This is a genomic window from Variovorax boronicumulans, assembly GCF_040544675.1.
Classification (GTDB): Bacteria; Pseudomonadota; Gammaproteobacteria; order Burkholderiales; family Burkholderiaceae_C; genus Variovorax; species Variovorax boronicumulans_D.
The window spans coordinates 304286-320064 of the sequence record NZ_JBEPKK010000004.1 but is presented as its reverse complement, the minus strand read 5'-3'; the positions used below and the strand labels follow the sequence as shown (position 1 = coordinate 320064).

The 15779-nt window shown below is 66.9% G+C and carries 14 protein-coding genes and 1 tRNA gene; 6 read left to right on the top strand and 9 right to left on the bottom strand.

The window, feature by feature from the left end; genetic code table 11:
• Positions 1 to 25 precede the first annotated feature (25 nt).
• Positions 26 to 532 (top strand): DUF1993 domain-containing protein, encoded by a 507-nt coding sequence (locus ABIC90_RS10130; RefSeq protein ID WP_354353961.1) that lies wholly within the window; start codon positions 26 to 28, stop codon positions 530 to 532.
• 13 nt (positions 533 to 545) lie between these two features.
• Here ABIC90_RS10130 and ABIC90_RS10125 read toward each other — a convergent pair whose 3' ends face one another.
• Both ABIC90_RS10125 and hemH read right to left on the bottom strand, forming a co-directional pair.
• The gene (locus ABIC90_RS10125) at positions 546 to 1394 is read right to left on the bottom strand and encodes a class I SAM-dependent methyltransferase (protein WP_354353960.1); all 849 of its coding nucleotides are present in this window, start codon (positions 1392 to 1394) and stop codon (positions 546 to 548) included.
• Entirely contained in the window at positions 1391 to 2440 is a 1050-nt protein-coding gene (gene hemH, locus ABIC90_RS10120) for a ferrochelatase (RefSeq protein ID WP_354353959.1), read from the bottom strand. The genes ABIC90_RS10125 and hemH overlap by 4 nt, the downstream gene beginning before the upstream one ends.
• A 15-nt stretch (positions 2441 to 2455) precedes the next feature.
• Here hemH and ABIC90_RS10115 point away from each other — a divergent pair, with 15 nt between their 5' ends.
• A complete protein-coding gene (locus ABIC90_RS10115) occupies positions 2456 to 3211 on the top strand; it encodes an HAD family hydrolase (protein ID WP_354353958.1) in 756 nt (251 codons plus the stop codon).
• 3 nt (positions 3212 to 3214) lie between these two features.
• On the opposite strand, the gene ABIC90_RS10110 is transcribed toward ABIC90_RS10115, so the two are convergent.
• The 6 genes from ABIC90_RS10110 to hpnC all read right to left on the bottom strand — a co-directional run bounded on the left by ABIC90_RS10110 (position 3215) and on the right by hpnC (position 7796).
• Positions 3215 to 3520 (bottom strand): NIPSNAP family protein, encoded by a 306-nt coding sequence (locus tag ABIC90_RS10110; protein WP_354353956.1) that lies wholly within the window; start codon positions 3518 to 3520, stop codon positions 3215 to 3217.
• 122 nt (positions 3521 to 3642) lie between these two features.
• A complete protein-coding gene (locus tag ABIC90_RS10105; protein ID WP_354353955.1) occupies positions 3643 to 3945 on the bottom strand; it encodes a hypothetical protein in 303 nt (100 codons plus the stop codon).
• Positions 3942 to 5204: a hydroxysqualene dehydroxylase HpnE gene (hpnE, locus tag ABIC90_RS10100; RefSeq protein ID WP_354353954.1), complete on the bottom strand. Its 1263-nt coding sequence runs from the start codon at positions 5202 to 5204 to the stop codon at positions 3942 to 3944. The genes ABIC90_RS10105 and hpnE overlap by 4 nt, the downstream gene beginning before the upstream one ends.
• Positions 5201 to 6034, bottom strand: coding sequence for a hypothetical protein (locus tag ABIC90_RS10095; protein WP_354353953.1), 834 nt, complete (start codon positions 6032 to 6034; stop codon positions 5201 to 5203). The genes hpnE and ABIC90_RS10095 overlap by 4 nt, the downstream gene beginning before the upstream one ends.
• 11 nt (positions 6035 to 6045) lie before the next feature.
• Entirely contained in the window at positions 6046 to 6885 is an 840-nt protein-coding gene (hpnD, locus tag ABIC90_RS10090) for a presqualene diphosphate synthase HpnD (protein ID WP_354353952.1), read from the bottom strand.
• Entirely contained in the window at positions 6882 to 7796 is a 915-nt protein-coding gene (hpnC, locus tag ABIC90_RS10085) for a squalene synthase HpnC (protein WP_354353951.1), read from the bottom strand. Before hpnC ends, hpnD begins: the two co-directional genes overlap by 4 nt.
• 71 nt (positions 7797 to 7867) lie before the next feature.
• Between hpnC and ABIC90_RS10080 the strand changes: the two genes are divergently transcribed.
• From ABIC90_RS10080 to ABIC90_RS10065, 4 genes are all read left to right on the top strand, one after another.
• Positions 7868 to 9790: a potassium transporter Kup gene (locus tag ABIC90_RS10080; protein ID WP_436318187.1), complete on the top strand. Its 1923-nt coding sequence runs from the start codon at positions 7868 to 7870 to the stop codon at positions 9788 to 9790.
• Between the two features lie 118 nt (positions 9791 to 9908).
• The gene (locus tag ABIC90_RS10075; protein WP_354353950.1) at positions 9909 to 11108 is read left to right on the top strand and encodes an efflux RND transporter periplasmic adaptor subunit; all 1200 of its coding nucleotides are present in this window, start codon (positions 9909 to 9911) and stop codon (positions 11106 to 11108) included.
• Entirely contained in the window at positions 11105 to 14320 is a 3216-nt protein-coding gene (locus tag ABIC90_RS10070) for an efflux RND transporter permease subunit (protein ID WP_354353949.1), read from the top strand. The genes ABIC90_RS10075 and ABIC90_RS10070 overlap by 4 nt, the downstream gene beginning before the upstream one ends.
• A 102-nt stretch (positions 14321 to 14422) precedes the next feature.
• Positions 14423 to 14509, top strand: a tRNA-Leu gene (locus ABIC90_RS10065).
• An 86-nt stretch (positions 14510 to 14595) separates the two neighbouring features.
• Here ABIC90_RS10065 and ABIC90_RS10060 read toward each other — a convergent pair.
• Positions 14596 to 15555, bottom strand: a complete 960-nt coding sequence (locus tag ABIC90_RS10060; RefSeq protein WP_354353948.1) for a hypothetical protein — start codon at positions 15553 to 15555, stop codon at positions 14596 to 14598.
• Between the last annotated feature and the right edge of the window lie 224 nt (positions 15556 to 15779).

Below are 15779 nucleotides of genomic sequence, written 5' to 3'. Positions count from 1 at the left end.
CAACCACAACAAGGCTCACCCCACCATGTCGCTCTCGATGTACGACCTGTCCGTCCCGGTCTTCACCCGCGGACTCGGCCAACTGACTCACCTGTTCGACAAGAGCCTCGCGCACGCCAAGGCCAACGGCATCGACCCGGCCGCGCTTGTCGATGCACGTCTTGCGCCCGACATGCTCACACTGGCCGGCCAGATCCAGCGCGCCAGCGACGCATCCAAGCTCGGCGTGGCGCGCATCGCGGGCATCACGGCGCCCAGCTTTCCCGACGAAGAAAAGACCTGGGACGACCTGCTGGCCCGCATCGCGAAGACGCAGGACTTCCTGGCGACCGTGGACCGCTCGCTCATCGACGGCCACGAGGACCGCCCGGTGACCATCAAGACCCGCGAAGGCGAGGCGACCTTCACGGCGCAGCGCTACCTGCTGCAGTTCGCGCTGCCCAACTTCTTCTTTCACGTGACAACGGCCTACGGCGTGCTGCGCCACAGCGGCATGCCGGTCGGCAAGCTGGACTACCTCGGCAAGTTCTGAGCAAGGCCGGCGACTAAGGCTTGCGCGCGGCCAGCGAATACATCAGCGGAATGCGCGGCATGTTCTCGGGCGGCGCCATGCGCTTGCCGCCGATGTTGCGCATGCCTTCGAACGGCTTCCAGCCGTTGGCATACGGATACTCGTCGAGGCGTTCGAGCGTGAGCCCCGCCTGCGCGAGTGCGCTCGTGACCTGGCCCACGCCCCACATGAACTCGAAGCTAGGGTGCGGGTTGGCGAAGTTCTGCACGCCGGTTTCGTAGCCGTCGCGCACCAGGCCGTCGCCCGACTGGGCCACGTAGTCGCCCACGCCGTCTTCGGGCACGGGCGCGTCGTTGAAGTAGTCGTAGTGGAAGCGCCAGCTTTCGTCGAACACCATCGCGTACGGATGGAAATCGATGAACATGAAGCGCCCGCCCGGCTTGAGCAACTGCGACACGCCGCGCGCCCAGGCCGTCAGGTCGGACAGCCAGCACAGCGTGCCGTAGGAGCAGAAGACGATGTCGAAGCGCTCACCGCGCGCCTGCGCATCACGAAAGTAGTCGTAGACATCCGAGCGCTCGAAGCGCGCCGGAATGTCCGACTGCGCCGAAAGCTGCGTGGCGAAGGCGATGGCTTCGTCCGAAATGTCTACGCCCGTCACGTCGGCACCCAGGCGCGCGATGCTCAGACTGTCCTGGCCGGCGTTGCACTGCAAATGCAGCACGGCAAGGCCCTTCACGTCACCGAGCAGTCCGGCTTCTTCGGGGAAAAGGGTGGAGCCCCCGTTGCGGAAGAAGGCCGCCTGGTCGCCCTTGTGGCTGTTGTGCGCGACGGTGGCTGCGTTCCACGAAAGCCGGTTGGCTTCGTGCAGTTCTTTTTTCATGTCGTCGGTGAATGTGTTTGCGTCGGCCAGCCCGCCAGGTTGCGTTCGGCAATGCCCGCAAGCGCGGTGATCCACGCGGGGCTGTCGTTCAGGCAGGGGATGTAGCTGAAGGTCTGTCCGCCCGCATGCATGAAGGCTTCGCGGCCTTCCATCGCGATTTCCTCCAGCGTTTCGAGGCAGTCGGCAGGGAAGCCCGGGCACACAACGTCCACGCGCTGGATGCCTGACGCACCCAGTTCGCGCAGCGTGGGCTCGGTGTAGGGCTCCAGCCACTTGGCACGGCCGAATCGCGACTGGAAAGTGACGCGGTGCTGCGCCGCCGAAAGGCCGAGCCGTGCCGCGAGCAGGCGCGCGGTTTCCAGGCACTGCGATTGGTACGGATCGCCGAGTGCGATGTTGCGCGCGGGAATGCCATGGAAGCTCATCAGCAGCACCTCGCCGCGGCCTTCGGTCTTCCAGTGGCGCTCGATGCCCTGGGCGAGTGCGTCGATGTAGCCGGGGTCGCGGTGGTACTCGTTGACGAAGCGGAACTCGGGAATGCGGCGCTGCTTGCGGCTCCAGTCGTTCACCGCATCGATCACGCTGGCCGTGGTGGTGGCCGAGTACTGCGGGTAGGCCTGCAGCACCAGCACGCGCGTGGCGCCTTCGGCCTGCAGCGCGTCGAGGCGTGAGGCAATGGAAGGGTTGGCGTAGCGCATCGCATCGCGCACCGTCACGCGGTGGCCGCGTTCGCCCAGCCAGCCGGTCAGCAGCACGGCCTGCTTTTGCGTCCACACCTTGAGCGGCGAGCCTTCGGGCATCCAGATGCTCGCGTACTTGGCCGCCGATTTGGCGGGCCGCACGCGCAGGATGATGCCGTGCAGGATCAGCGCCCACAGCACTTTCGGGATTTCGACCACGCGCGGGTCGCCCAGAAAATCGGCCAGGTAAGGGCGGACGGCGGCGGCGGTGGGCGCATCGGGCGAACCCAGGTTGCACCAGAGCACCGCCGTGCGTTCGGAGGGATTTGCGGGAGTGGAACTGTCGTTTCCGTGGTCTTGAGGCATGCGATATTCTCAGGCATGACCTCCGCCCCCACAGCGCCTGTGCCCTCGTCTGCACCGATTGCCACACCCGCCGCGCCCCTCGACGTCAAACGCATTTCCGCGATTTCACTCGACCTCGACGACACCCTGTGGCCCATCTGGCCGACCATCGAGCGCGCCGAAGCGGTGCTTCACGAATGGTTGCTGCGTGAGGCGCCCAAGACCGCCTCTTTGCTGTTGACGCCCGGCATCCTGCGCGAACTGCGCGAAGCCACCGCCAAGGAGCGCTCCGACCTCGCGCACGACCTGAGCGCGTTGCGCCGCGAGTCGATCCGCACGGCCCTCAAGCGCGCCGGCGAAGACCCGGCGCTGGCCGATCCGGCCTTCGATGCCTTCTTCGCCGAGCGCCAGCGCGTGACGCTGTATGACGATGCGCTGCCCGCGCTCAAGTGGCTCAGCGAGCGCTACCCGTTGGTGGCGGTGTCCAACGGCAATGCCGACATCCACAAGACCGGCGTGGGCCGCTGGTTTCGTACCGCGTTCAATGCACGCGCCTTCGGCAGCGGCAAGCCGCATGCGCCGATCTTCCGCGCCGCTGCGGCGTCTGTGGGCCTGCTGCCCAAGGACGTGCTGCACGTGGGCGATGACGCAGAGCTCGACGTGGTCGGGGCGCTCAACGCCGGCATGCAGGCCGCATGGCTGGTGCGCGACGAGCGCCCCTGGGTGCATGGCGCGCGACCGCAGCTGATCGTGCCGAACCTGCACGCGCTGTGCGTGGCGCTGGGCGCCTGAGTCTTATTCGAAGACCGGGCGGAAGAAACTGCGCTCGTAGCTGATGAAGCAGCGCGTGTCCTGTGCGTACTTGAAGGCGGCCTGGCACTCGGGGTCCTGCATCGAATCGGCGCGGTATTTCTCATAGGCGGCCAGGCTCGGAAAGCTGAACATCGCCAGCGCGACATCGTTGGCGCCTTCCGACGGCAGGAAGTAGCCGTGGTGCTTGCCGCCGAACTTCTCGACCAACGGAATCCAGAGCTTGCCGTAGTGCTCGAATTCCTTGAGCTTGTAGGCATCGACGATGTAGCGCAGGTAGCAGGTGACCATTTCTTTTTCCGGAGGTGAGGGGAAGGAGGGGGCGCGGCGGACCGTCGGACTATAGTTTCTAGCCCGCCTGTCTCGTGCTCCTCATGTTGAGCCTGCTACGCTTGCCCAGCAAGGCGGCCTGATCAGTCCAGCGCGAATTGCTCGCGCAGCGCGGCGCAGAAATCCTCGGTGCCGCTGAGCGACAAGGTGATGGTGATGAAGCGCGGGTCTTCGCGCGTTTCCTGCAGGTCATGGTCCCAGGTTGCGCCTTCGTCCAGTGCGCCGCGCGCATTCGGAAACGTGGCTTCCGCCCACGCGAGCACCTGCGCGATTTCTGCGTGCACTTCCGGCGTTTTGTCCGGCGAGGTCGAGGCCATGGCATCGAAGGTGCCGTGGCCTTCGGTGTCTTCGCTGTAGTCGAAGTCGAGGTAGCGCAGTTCGGTCATGGCGTGGTCGATGCCTTGGCGGCGGCCAGGCCGCTGAGCACGGCGCCCTCTAGCGTGGCGGGGTAGGGGCCTTCGATGTAGTCGCCGCAGGCTTGCAGGCCGGGCGCGATGCGCATGGCTGGCCGTGCGAGCGCGGGCGTGCAGGCGAAGGTGGCGCGCTTCTCGACGACGGTCTGGATGATCTCCAGCGATGCCTGGCCCAACTGCGTTGCGGCTTGGGCGGTCACTTGTTGTTCGAGCACTTCGCGCGATGCCTCGTTGGCGCTGACGACCAGCGCGAGCACGCCATCCGGCCCGCCGAGCTGGGAGCGGTCGAACACGAACTGCGCCGGTGCTGTGGCGGGGTCGCTGCGCAGCGCCAGCATCGGCTCCGCCAGCTTCGAGGCGCCGCGCACATAAACCGTGGCGATGGCTTCGAAGCGCAGCGCCTCGGTGGTTTCGCACCAGCGGTCTGCATGCAGGCCCGATGCGCGAACGAGCCGTGCGGCATCCCATGGGGCGCAGGCCAGGATCACCTGATCGAAGGTTTCGTCATCGACACGCCACTGCCCCGCTTCGGGTGCGATGGCCCGCACGCGCGTGCCGATGCGCAAGGTCGCGCCTTGGTTCGTCAGCCACGCGACGGCGGCATCGGGGAACAGTGCGCCGAGGTCCACACGCGGCAGCAGCAGGTCCGCGCCACCGCTGCCGCTGAAGAGCGCGTCATGCAGCACGCGCAGGAATACTTCACCGCTCGACTGGGCCACCGGCGTGTTGAGCGCCGACACGCACAACGGCTCGATCAGCTCCTGGATCACGCGCGAAGTGAGTCCGGCGCAAAGCGCGGCCACCGTGGTTTCGGGCGCGCAGCGGAATCCGCCGAGGCGCCATCCGATGGCGGTGCGCAGCAGCGAGGATTTGTCGCGCCAGGTCCAGCCGCGCGCCGTGAAGATGCCCGCCAGCAGATCGAGCGGCGCCGGCAGCCGCGGCAGCTTGAGCCCGCCGCCATCGGCGAATCGCAGCGAGAGCGGCAGCCGATGCAGCGCTTTCTCGACATCGACACCGACTTCGCGCATCAGCTGGAGCGTAGCCGTGTAGGCGCCGATGAGGATGTGCTGCCCGTTGTCCAGCGCCATCCCGTGCATGTGGTCCACGCGCCGCGCGCGCCCGCCCGGCATGTGCGCCGCCTCGAACAGCGTGACCGCATGGCCGAGCCGCGTGGCTTCGACCGCAGAGGCGAGGCCGGCCCAGCCGGCGCCGATGATGGCGAGCTTCTTCATTGCCGGAAATCGCGGGGAAGTTGGATGCGATCGTCGTAGGGATGACAGTCGTCGTCCGGCTTCTCGCAACGGACGAAGCACCTGTGCGTGAGCAACTCGATGCGCTCGGCAACAGTCAGGTCGTCATGCTCGGAGGCCGGCAATCCGGGCGCAGCCAAGTCGTGCTTGCCGTCCGCGTTGAAGAGCAACTTTTCGCCGACGAGGTAGTCGCGGCGAAAGGGCGTTCTCCATTGCGAATTGGAGCCCCAGCCGTCCGAAAGATCCGACGTCCGGCGGTGCTTGCGCCAACGTTCCCAATAGAGGGTAGAGGACGTTGCAACCTCGGCATTCAGGGCGCCAGGGGCACAACTGACCGCGACGCCCGCTCGCGAGAACATCATCGTCCCGAGCATCAATGCGGGCCAGTCGACCCTTGTCAGTTCAACGGCTTTGCGCCGCGAAAATAGAGTTCTCTTCTCTTCAGCGAGTTCGACAATCTCGTGGAAGAACGGTGAGTAGTCTGTCTCGTCGGCCACGCGGCAACCCAGGCCGGTCATGAACGCGATGTAATCCGGCAGACCCAGGTTCGGGCCTTCCCAGCCTTCACCCTCATTGCGCTGAAAGGCCAGCAGCAACACTTGGTTGACGCGCGACAGTGCGTAGAGGCGCCACGAGTCCTCGATGGCGATGGGCGCCGGCGAAGCTCTCTGCGCGAACGCATTCAGCCAGTCGAGTTCTTCCGCATGTGCGTCGAGCCACGGACGAAGCAACGTCTCAAAGACACCTTCCGCCGGCCCGCTTTGGGAGAGCGCATCGAACAGATCTCGATACGGAGCTTGGCATGGATCCATGGGCGCGACGGCTAGATGCGCCCCAGGGCCTGAACCTTCCACGCCAACCACAACTTGCGCACCGGCGTCAGGCTCACCCGCTGGTTCAGCACCTGGAAGTCGTCGCGTTCGATCTCGCGCAGCAGCGTGCGGTAGATGCTGGCCATCATCAGGCCGGGCTTCTGCGCGCGGCGGTCGGCCACGGGCAGCAGGGCGAGCGCCTCGTCGTAGGCGGCGTGCGCGCGCTGCGCCTGGAACTTCATGAGCGCCACGAAGCGGTCCGAGTACACGCGGTTCAGGATCTCGTGCGCCTTCACATCGAACTGCTGCAGCTCGTTGACCGGCAGGTAGATGCGCCCGCGCAGCGCGTCTTCGCCCACGTCGCGAAGGATGTTCGTGATCTGCAGCGCCAGGCCGAGCTTGTGGGCGTAGGCGGTGGTCTGGGGATCGGTCTGCCCGAAGATGCGCGCAGCGACTTCGCCCACCACGCCGGCCACCAGATGGCAGTAGCGCGCGAGGCCGGGAAAGTCGAGATAACGGGTCTGGTCCAGGTCCATCTGGCAGCCGTCGATCACTTCGAGCAGCTGGCGCGCCTCGATGCCGTAGGCCGCGGCATGCGGCATCAGCGCCAGCATCACCGGATGACGCGGGGTGCCCGCGAAGGCCTGGGCCACTTCGGTGCGCCACCAGGCGAGCTTGGTGGCGGCCACGCCGGGGTCGCTCACCTCATCGACCACATCGTCGACTTCGCGGCAGAAGGCATAGAAGGCCGTGATCGCGGCGCGGCGGGGCTTGGGCAGGAACAGGAAGGCGTAATAGAAACTGCTGCCCGAGGCGGCGGCCTTGTCTTGCACGTATTGCTCGGGATTCATCGGGGAGGCGCTGCTTTCATGGGGCGCCATTGTCTCCGCATCCGCAGCGTCTTCCAGAGCAGGACGGGCGCATCGGCCTTGCCGATGGTGGGGCGCTGCGAGAAGGTGTCGAAGCCCAGGTCGGTGATCTTGTCGAGGATGCGCAAACCCCCTTGCACGACCAGCCGCAGCTCCCAGCCCGCGCGGCCCGGCAGGCGATGCACCAGCGGCGCGCCTTCGTTCATGAGCTCGCGGGCCCAGAAGGACACGACCGACACCAGGTTGACGGCCTCCTGCGGCGGTGGCGCGGCCGACAAGGGCTCGAACACCTTGAAGTGCTCGCGCGTGAGCCCGCGCCGGGCGCAGTCGGTCAGCGGAAAGTAGAAGCGGCCGCGCGGCAGGTCCACGCTCGGGTCCTGCCAGAAGTTGATGAGCTGCAGCGCGCTGCAGATGGCATCGCTTTGTGCCAGCGCCTGTGCATCGTGCACGCCGTAGAGGTGCAACAGCAGCCGCCCGACAGGGTTGGCCGAGCGGCGGCAGTAGTCGAGCAGCTCGGCGCGGTCGGCATAGGTGCCGTTGTCGCGGGTCTTCTCGATGTCCTGGGTGAAGGCGCTCAGCAGGTCGGCCAGCAGGTCTTCGGGCAGGCCGTATTGCGCGATGCTGTGGGCCAGCGGGCCGAACACATGCGGCCAGCGCGACGTGGCGAGCGGCTGGCCTTGGGCAGCCGCGGCGAGCTCGTCGCGGTAGGCGCGCAACTCGGCCAGCCGCTCGCCGGGCGAGGCATCGCCTTCGTCGGCGATGTCGTCGGCGGTGCGCGCAAAGTGATAGATCGCGGCAATCGGCGGGCGCAGGTGCGGCGGGCAGAGCCAGGAGGCGACCGGGAAGTTTTCGTAGTGCGCCGGCGGGGCGGCTTGATGGGGAGTGGCGGACACGCCACGATTGTCCGCGACACGATGTCCCCCGGCCCTATGCTCGGCACCTTGCCATTCAGAACAGCTCGCCCATGAACACACCGGCCCCGGTTTCCAAGGCTCAGACACCCGCGCATGGCGGGGCGGCTCACCCGGCGGGGCCGGGCATGATGATCGCGGCGCTGGGCGTCGTGTTCGGCGACATCGGCACCTCGCCGCTCTATGCCTTCAAGGAAACACTGAACCCCGAGCACGGCGTGCCGTTTTCGCCGGACTCGGTGCTGGGGCTGCTGTCGCTGATCTTCTGGGGGCTGATGTTCGTGGTGACGCTCAAGTACGTGGTGTTCGTGCTGCGCGCCGACCACGACGGCGAGGGCGGCATCCTGGCGCTGCAGGCGCTCGCGCGCAACGCGGTCGCGGGCCCGAAGACACGGCCCTGGGTGTGGAACGCGATCGGCCTGCTGGGCCTGGTGGGCGCGGCCATGTTCTACGGCGACAGCCTGATCACGCCGGCCATCTCGGTGCTGTCGGCGGTCGAGGGACTGGAAGTGCGGGCGCCGGTGCTGCAGCGCGCGGTGATCCCGATCACGGTGGTGATCCTGATCGCGCTTTTCATGGTGCAGAAGAAGGGCACGGGCGTGGTCGGCAAGATCTTCGGGCCGGTCATGTTGCTGTGGTTCGGGGTGCTGGCCGTGGCGGGCCTGTGGCAGGTGCTGCAGCAGCCGCAGGTGCTGGCGGCGCTGGACCCGCGGCGTGCGCTCGGTTTTCTGATCGAACACCGGGTGCAGTCGCTCGCCGTGCTGGGCGCGGTGTTCCTGGCGTTCACCGGCGGGGAAGCGCTCTATGCCGACATGGGGCACTTCGGCGCCAGGCCGATCCGGCTGGCATGGCTCTTCATCGCGCTGCCGGGGCTGGTGCTCAACTACTTCGGTCAGGGCGCGCTGGTGCTGGCGAATCCCGCGGCCATCGACAACCCGTTCTTCCGGCTCTTTCCCTCGTGGGGCGTGCTGCCGATGGTGGTGCTGGCCGCGATGGCCACGGTGATCGCTTCGCAGGCGGTGATCTCGGGCGCCTTCTCGCTCACCGTGCAGGCGATGCGCATGGGGTACCTGCCGCGCATGCGGGTGGTGCAGACCTCGGGCTCGGCCATCGGGCAGGTCTATGTGCCGGCCGTCAACTGGCTGCTGATGGTGGGCGTGCTGCTGCTGGTGCTGGGCTTCCGCAGCTCGGGGGCGCTGTCGGCGGCCTATGGCATCGCGGTGTCGATCACGATGGTGACGACCACGCTGCTCGCCGGCGTCGTCGCCTGGGGCCTGTGGAAGTGGAACAAGGTGGCGGTGGTGGTGGGCGTGGTGGCGTTCGCCGTGGTCGACCTGACCTTCGTGCTCGCCAACAGCCTGAAGGTGGCCGACGGCGGCTGGCTCACGCTGGCGGTGGCGGCCGGCGTGATGGTGCTCTTCACCACCTGGGCCAAGGGGCGCCGGCTGGGGCTGGAAGCCGCTGCGGCCGAGAGCCTGCCCCTGCGGCCCTTCATCGAATCTCTGGCGCTGCACATGCCGCACCGGGTGAGCGGCACCGCGGTGTTTTTGAACCCCGACGCCACCGCCGTGCCGCACGCGCTGCTGCACAACCTCAAGCACAACCAGGTGCTGCACGAGCAGGTGATCGTGATGCGCGTGCTGTCCTGCGACACGCCGCGCGTGGACGCGGGCCTGCGCATCGAGGCCGAGCAACTCATGGACGGCATCTGGGTCGTCACGGCGCGCCACGGCTTCATGGAGCGGCCCGATGTGCCCGAATTCATCCGCATCCTGGCCTACCAGAAGACACTGGCGATCGACTCGATGAAGACCTCGTATTTCGTTTCCCGTGCCTCGGTCGGAGAGGAAAACCTGCCGGGGCTGAACCCGATACGCCGGGCTTTGTTCGGCTGGCTGCAGCGCAATGCGGGGCGCGCTTCGGACTACTTCGAGCTGCCGGACAACCGGCTGGTGGAGATGGGTCAGCGGACCTGAAGCCTTGGGCTTCGGTGCTGTCAACTGACCCGGCGGTCATTGACAGTATTTAACGTTTACCCTAAATTACTAACCGGTGGGTCATTAATGACCTGGTTTGTACTTTCTTGGGTGTCTCATGACCGCCTCTGCCACATTTCTTCGTGCGCGCAGCGCCCTCTGGCTGCTGATCCCATCCTTGTTCCTGGCGGGCTGTTCGCCCAAGCCGGCGGCGCAGGAGCCGGTGCGGGCAGTGAAGCTGGTGACCGTGGGCACCAGCGGATTCGATGCCCAGCCCGAGTTCTCGGCCGAGGTGCGGGCCCGGGTCGAATCGCGCCTGGGCTTCCGCGTGGCGGGCAAGATCATCAAGCGGCAGGCCGAGCTCGGCCAGCATGTGCAGGCCGGCCAGGTGCTGGCCCAGCTCGATCCGCAGGACTACAAGCTGGCCGCCGATGCCGCGCGCGCCCAGCAGGCCGCCGCGCTCACCAACCGCGACTTGGCGGCCGCAGACCTGAAGCGCTATCGCGAACTGCGCGAGCAAAACTTCATCAGCGGCGCCGAACTGGAGCGCCGCGAAACCACCTGGAAGGCCGCGCAGGCGCAGCTCGAACAGGCGCAGGCGCAACTGTCTTCGCAAGGCAACCAGTCCAGCTACACGACGCTGGTCGCCGACGTCGCGGGTGTCATCACCGCCATCGAGGCCGAGCCGGGGCAGGTGGTGCAGGCCGGCACGCCGGTGGTGCGCATCGCCCAGGACGGCGCGCGCGACGTGGTGTTCGCAGTGCCCGAAGACCGCGCGCAGCTGATCAAGACCGGCTCGCCGGTCACCGTGCGCGGCTGGTCCGGCGGCGGTGAATTGCAGGGGCTGGTGCGTGAAGTGGCGGCCAGCGCCGACGCGGTCACGCGCACCTACTCGGTCAAGGTCGCCATCGACGCGGCCACCGCGCCCGCGTTGGGCGCCACCGTCTATGCCCGCCCGCAGGCGCTGGCGCACAACAGCACCGCGGTGATGAAGCTGCCGACCAGCGCCCTGCGCCAGGAGGGCAAGGGCACGGCGGTGTGGGTGCTCGACAAATCGACGATGACGGTGCGCTCGCAGCCCGTGCAGGTGGCCACCGCCGATGGCAACGAGGCCGTGATCGCCGCCGGGCTCACGCCGGGAATGATGGTGGTGGCCGCGGGTGTGCATGTGCTCTCGCCGGGGCAGAAGGTCACCATCTACCAGTCCAAGGAGGCGGCCGCAGCCGCCGCCAATGCGAAGGACACGGCGGGCGTCGCGCAGGCCGTCGAGCCCGTCGCCGCAGCCAAGAAGGAGATCGCTGCGGGTGCCGCCAAATGACGGACGGCGCAGCGAACCCCGCCGACAAGGCTGTCGACAAGCCGGGCTTCAATCTCTCCAAATGGGCGCTGGACCACGGTCCGCTCACGCGCTACCTGATGGTGGTGCTGATGGTGCTGGGCGCCTTCGCTTACTTCCAGCTCGGGCAGGACGAAGACCCGCCGTTCACCTTCCGCGCGATGGTGGTGCGCACCTACTGGCCCGGCGCCACCGCGCAACAGGTGGCCGAGCAGGTCACCGACAAGCTCGAACGCACACTGCAGGAGGCGCCCTACGCCGACAAGATCCGCAGCTATTCGAAGCCGGGCGAGTCGCAGATCATTTTCCAGATCAAGGATTCGTCCAAGGCCGCGGACGTGGCGAACGTCTGGTACACGGTGCGCAAGAAGATCGGCGACATCCGCAACACGCTGCCCGCGGGCGTGCAGGGGCCGTTCTTCAATGACGATTTCGGCGATGTCTATGGCGTGATTTACGCGCTGGAGAGCGAAGGCTTCAGCTACGCCGAACTCAAGACGCTGGCCGACGAAACTCGCCAGCAGTTGCTGCGCGTGAAGGACGTGGCCAAGGTCGACCAGTTCGGCGTGCAGGACGAGAAGGTCTACATCGAGATCTCGCAGAAGCGCCTGGCGCAACTGGGGCTGGACTTCAACGCGGTGCTGGCGCAACTGGGCGCGCAGAACGCGGTGGAAAGCGCCGGCACCATCCAGTCGCCGCTGGACGTGGTGCAGGTGCGCGTGGCGGGCCAGTTCACCAGCGTCGAACAGTTGCGCGAAATGCCGATCCGCGGTACCTCGGGCAATCAGCTCAAGCTGGGCGACATCGCCGAGATCCGCCGTGGCTACGTCGACCCGCCGGCCGTGAAGGTGCACCACCAGGGCAAGGAAGTGATCGCGCTCGGCGTCTCCATGGCCAAGGGCGGCGACATCATCGCGCTGGGCAAGGCGCTGAAGGCGGCCACGGCGCAGATCGACCAGCGCCTGCCGCTGGGCGTGAAGCTCGCGCAGGTACAGGACCAGCCGGTGTCGGTGGCCAGCTCGGTCAACGAGTTCGTGGGCGTGCTGATCGAGGCCGTGGCCATCGTGCTGGCGGTGAGCATCATTGCGCTGGGCCTGCACAAGGGCGGGCGCTTCGGCTGGTACGTCGATGTGCGCCCGGGGCTGGTGGTGGCGATCACCATTCCGCTGGTGCTGGCGGTGACCTTCCTGGCGATGAACTACTTCGGCATCGGGCTGCACAAGATATCGCTGGGGTCGCTGATCATTGCGCTGGGCCTCCTGGTGGACGACGCGATCATTGCGGTCGAGATGATGGTGCGCAAGATGGAGGAGGGCTACGACAAGGTGCGTGCCGCCACCTTCGCCTACGACGTCACGGCCAAGCCGATGCTCACGGGCACGCTCATCACGGCGGCGGGCTTCCTGCCGATCGGCATCGCCAAGTCGGTGACGGGCGAATACACCTTCGCGATCTTCGCGGTGACGGTGATTGCGCTGGTGCTGTCGTGGATCGTGTCGGTGTATTTCGTGCCGTACCTGGGCACGCTGCTGCTCAAGGTGAAGCCGCACGCCGCATCCGCTCATCCTGAGCTTGTCGAAGGACCGCACGAGCTGTTCGACACGCCGTTCTACAACCGCTTTCGCAGCGCGGTGAACTGGTGCGTCGAGCATCGCTGGCTGACCATCGGTGCCACGGTCCTGATCTTTGCGCTCGGCATCTTCGGCATGGGCAAGGTGCAGCAGCAGTTCTTTCCCGATTCGAGCCGGCCCGAGATCATGGTCGACCTCTGGTTTCCCGAAGGCACCTCGTTCGCGGCCAACGAAGAAGTGGCCAGGCGCGTCGAGCAACGGGTGATGAAGGAAGAGGGCGTGAAGACCGTCAGCACCTGGATCGGTTCCGGCGTGCCGCGCTTCTACCTGCCGCTGGATCAGGTGTTTCCGCAGACCAATGTGTCGCAGCTCATCGTGCTCGCGAGCGACCTGAAGGTGCGCGAGCGGTTGCGGCTGCGCTTGCCCGCGCTGCTGGCCGAGGAGTTTCCCGAGGTGCGCGGCCGCGTCAAGCTGTTGCCCAACGGGCCGCCGGTGCCGTATCCGGTGCAGTTCCGCGTGATCGGCACCGAGCCCGCGCAACTGCGCGCGCACGCCGACGAAGTGAAGGCGGTGCTGCGCGAGAACGCCAACATGCGCGGCGTGAACGACAACTGGAACGAGTCGGTCAAGGTGATTCGTCTGGAGATCGACCAGGCCAAGGCGCGCGCGCTCGGTGTGACCAGCCAGGCCATCGCGCAGGCCTCGAAGACGATGTTCAGCGGCACCACCGTGGGCCAGTACCGTGAGAACGACCTGCTGATCGACATCGTGCTGCGCCAGTCGCCCGACGAGCGCGAGGCCATCTCGGACATAGGCAACGCCTACATCCCGACGAGTTCGGGCCGCTCGATTCCGCTCACGCAGATCGCCCGGCCGGTGTTCACCTGGGAGCCCGGCGTGATGTGGCGCGAGAACCGCGACTACGCCATCACCGTGCAGGGCGACGTGAGCGAAGGTTTGCAAGGCGCGACCGTGACCGCCGAACTGCTGCCCAGGCTGCGCGAGCTCGAAGCCGGCTGGCGCGCGGCCGGGCAGGGCGCCTATCGCATCGAAGTGGCGGGCGCGGTCGAGGAAAGCAGCAAGGGCTCGGCTTCCATCGTGGCGGGCGTGCCGATCATGCTGTTCCTGGTGTTCACGCTGCTGATGCTGCAACTGCACAGCTTCAGCCGCTCGCTGCTGGTGTTCATCACCGGGCCGATGGGCATTGCCGGCGTGGCGGGCGCGCTGCTGTTGCTGAACCGGCCGTTCGGCTTCGTGGCGCTGCTGGGCGTGATCGCGCTGATGGGGATGATCCAGCGCAATGCGGTGATCCTGATCGACCAGATCGAAAGCGACCGCTCGGCCGGGGTGCCCGCGTGGGATGCGATCGTGGAGTCGGCGGTGCGGCGCCTGCGGCCCATCGTGCTGACGGCGGCGGCTGCGGTGCTGGCGATGATCCCGCTCTCGCGCAGCGTGTTCTGGGGGCCGATGGCCGTGGCGATCATGGGCGGGCTGATCGTGGCCACGGTGCTCACCCTGCTGGCGCTGCCGGCAATGTATGCCGCGGCATTCCGGGTGAAGAGGGAGCCGGCGAAGACGCCGGACGCACCGACGGCACCGGATGAGGCCCTCATTCATGCTTAAAATCGCAGGCTGACCGATTTCAAGCGGATGGTCTTTGGCTCCAGGTGTTTTCCGGGTGCCTGAAGACCGTCCGCTTTTGCATTCACCTCAAAGATTGGCATCGCGCGGGTGGCGAAATTGGTAGACGCACCAGGTTTAGGTCCTGACGTTCGCAAGAACGTGCCGGTTCGAGTCCGGCCCCGCGCACCAGCCCTGCAAATAGCCCGTGCTATCGCGCAGTGAAGAAGCCCCTGTTTCGCAAGAGACCGGGGCTTTTTCTTTTCTTCTGGACCTGCTCACCAGTCGTTGGTGCTGCTGTCCGAGCCGCTGCTGCTGCTCGCGTCGTCCCACGAACCCGTGTCGGTGATGCCGAAGTCGTTGTCGACGATGCGCTCCGGCTGCTCCGGTGGCGAAGAAGGCCAGAGGCTGCGGCCCATTTCGGCATTGCCGTTGTCGCTGGCATTGCTGTTGTTGGCGATGCGGGATGCGTCGTTCCTGTCCGCGCCGGAGGCTTCCGGCCGGTCTTGCATCCAGTGGCGCACGGCCTCCTGCGCCACGACCGCACCCACGCCCACGGCCGCGCCGGTGGCCAGTGCCGAGCCCAGGCCCATGCCGCCCATGCCCGGAGCGGATGCTCGCGTCGTCGCGGGCGGCCAGCTTCCGGCGGGGCTGTAGCTTGCCGAGCCATAGGGCATGGTGGCCGCGCCGGGCGCCGGGCCGTACGACGGGGCCGGGGCGGCGGGCGGCGCCACCCGGCGGCGGAAGGCGAGGTAGCCGGCGGCCAGCAGCGCCACCAGGGCGATCGGCATCCAAGGCATCGACCCTGTCCTGGTTTCGGCTGGCTGCGCCGCAGCGGTGGGCATGCTCGTGCGCGAAGGCTCGGTTCGCAGCGCTGCAGCAGCAGGCGCATCGAGCTTGCGGGTCAGCCGTTCGACCGCTTCGGGCTTGGCGAAGGAGAGGTCGGGTGAGAGCACTTTGGCCTTGGCCAGCGCGCCTCTTGCGCTGTCGAGCTTGCCTTGCGCGGCAAGGAGTTCTGCCTGGACGAAATGGGCCTTGGCGCTGTTGGGATGGTCCTTGAGCACCTTCGCGATCATGGTGTCGGCGTCGGCCATCCTGCCGCCGTTCGCCGCTTCATAGATCTGCTGGATGGTGGGCTCGCCCGGCGCAGGCGCATCGGTCCTGGCCTGGGCCAGCGAGGGCATTCCCAGTGCCACGACAAGGGTGAAGGCGAGGGCGGCGAACAATCGCTGAAGCATGAAATCTCCTGTGCGTTCCTGCGGGGAGGAACGAATCGAAGTTCACTTTAAGACGCGAACATTGGCTGAGCCTGACCGCCGTCTGCGCTCGGGCGACACCCCGTGAAGACCCGCTTTTCCGGCGGATTAGAATCGCGGGTTGCCCAGTTTTGCAGGCGGCACGTGTGTGCCTCCGCATCAATCCCGCCAGCGCGTGTAAGTCCTTGATCTGTATTGATAAAAAA

Bases quoted from the DNA above. Each gene is read 5' to 3' on its own strand.
- ABIC90_RS10060 (WP_354353948.1), bottom strand. From the start codon at position 15,555: ATGCTTCAGCGATTGTTCGCCGCCCTCGCCTTCACCCTTGTCGTGGCA.
- hpnE (WP_354353954.1), bottom strand. From the start codon at position 5,204: ATGAAGAAGCTCGCCATCATCGGCGCCGGCTGGGCCGGCCTCGCCTCT.
- hpnD (WP_354353952.1), bottom strand. From the start codon at position 6,885: ATGAATCCCGAGCAATACGTGCAAGACAAGGCCGCCGCCTCGGGCAGC.
- ABIC90_RS10130 (WP_354353961.1), top strand. From the start codon at position 26: ATGTCGCTCTCGATGTACGACCTGTCCGTCCCGGTCTTCACCCGCGGA.
- ABIC90_RS10080 (WP_436318187.1), top strand. From the start codon at position 7,868: ATGAACACACCGGCCCCGGTTTCCAAGGCTCAGACACCCGCGCATGGC.
- ABIC90_RS10115 (WP_354353958.1), top strand. From the start codon at position 2,456: ATGACCTCCGCCCCCACAGCGCCTGTGCCCTCGTCTGCACCGATTGCC.
- ABIC90_RS10095 (WP_354353953.1), bottom strand. From the start codon at position 6,034: ATGGATCCATGCCAAGCTCCGTATCGAGATCTGTTCGATGCGCTCTCC.
- hemH (WP_354353959.1), bottom strand. From the start codon at position 2,440: ATGCCTCAAGACCACGGAAACGACAGTTCCACTCCCGCAAATCCCTCC.
- ABIC90_RS10110 (WP_354353956.1), bottom strand. From the start codon at position 3,520: ATGGTCACCTGCTACCTGCGCTACATCGTCGATGCCTACAAGCTCAAG.
- ABIC90_RS10105 (WP_354353955.1), bottom strand. From the start codon at position 3,945: ATGACCGAACTGCGCTACCTCGACTTCGACTACAGCGAAGACACCGAA.
- ABIC90_RS10075 (WP_354353950.1), top strand. From the start codon at position 9,909: ATGACCGCCTCTGCCACATTTCTTCGTGCGCGCAGCGCCCTCTGGCTG.
- ABIC90_RS10125 (WP_354353960.1), bottom strand. From the start codon at position 1,394: ATGAAAAAAGAACTGCACGAAGCCAACCGGCTTTCGTGGAACGCAGCC.
- ABIC90_RS10070 (WP_354353949.1), top strand. From the start codon at position 11,105: ATGACGGACGGCGCAGCGAACCCCGCCGACAAGGCTGTCGACAAGCCG.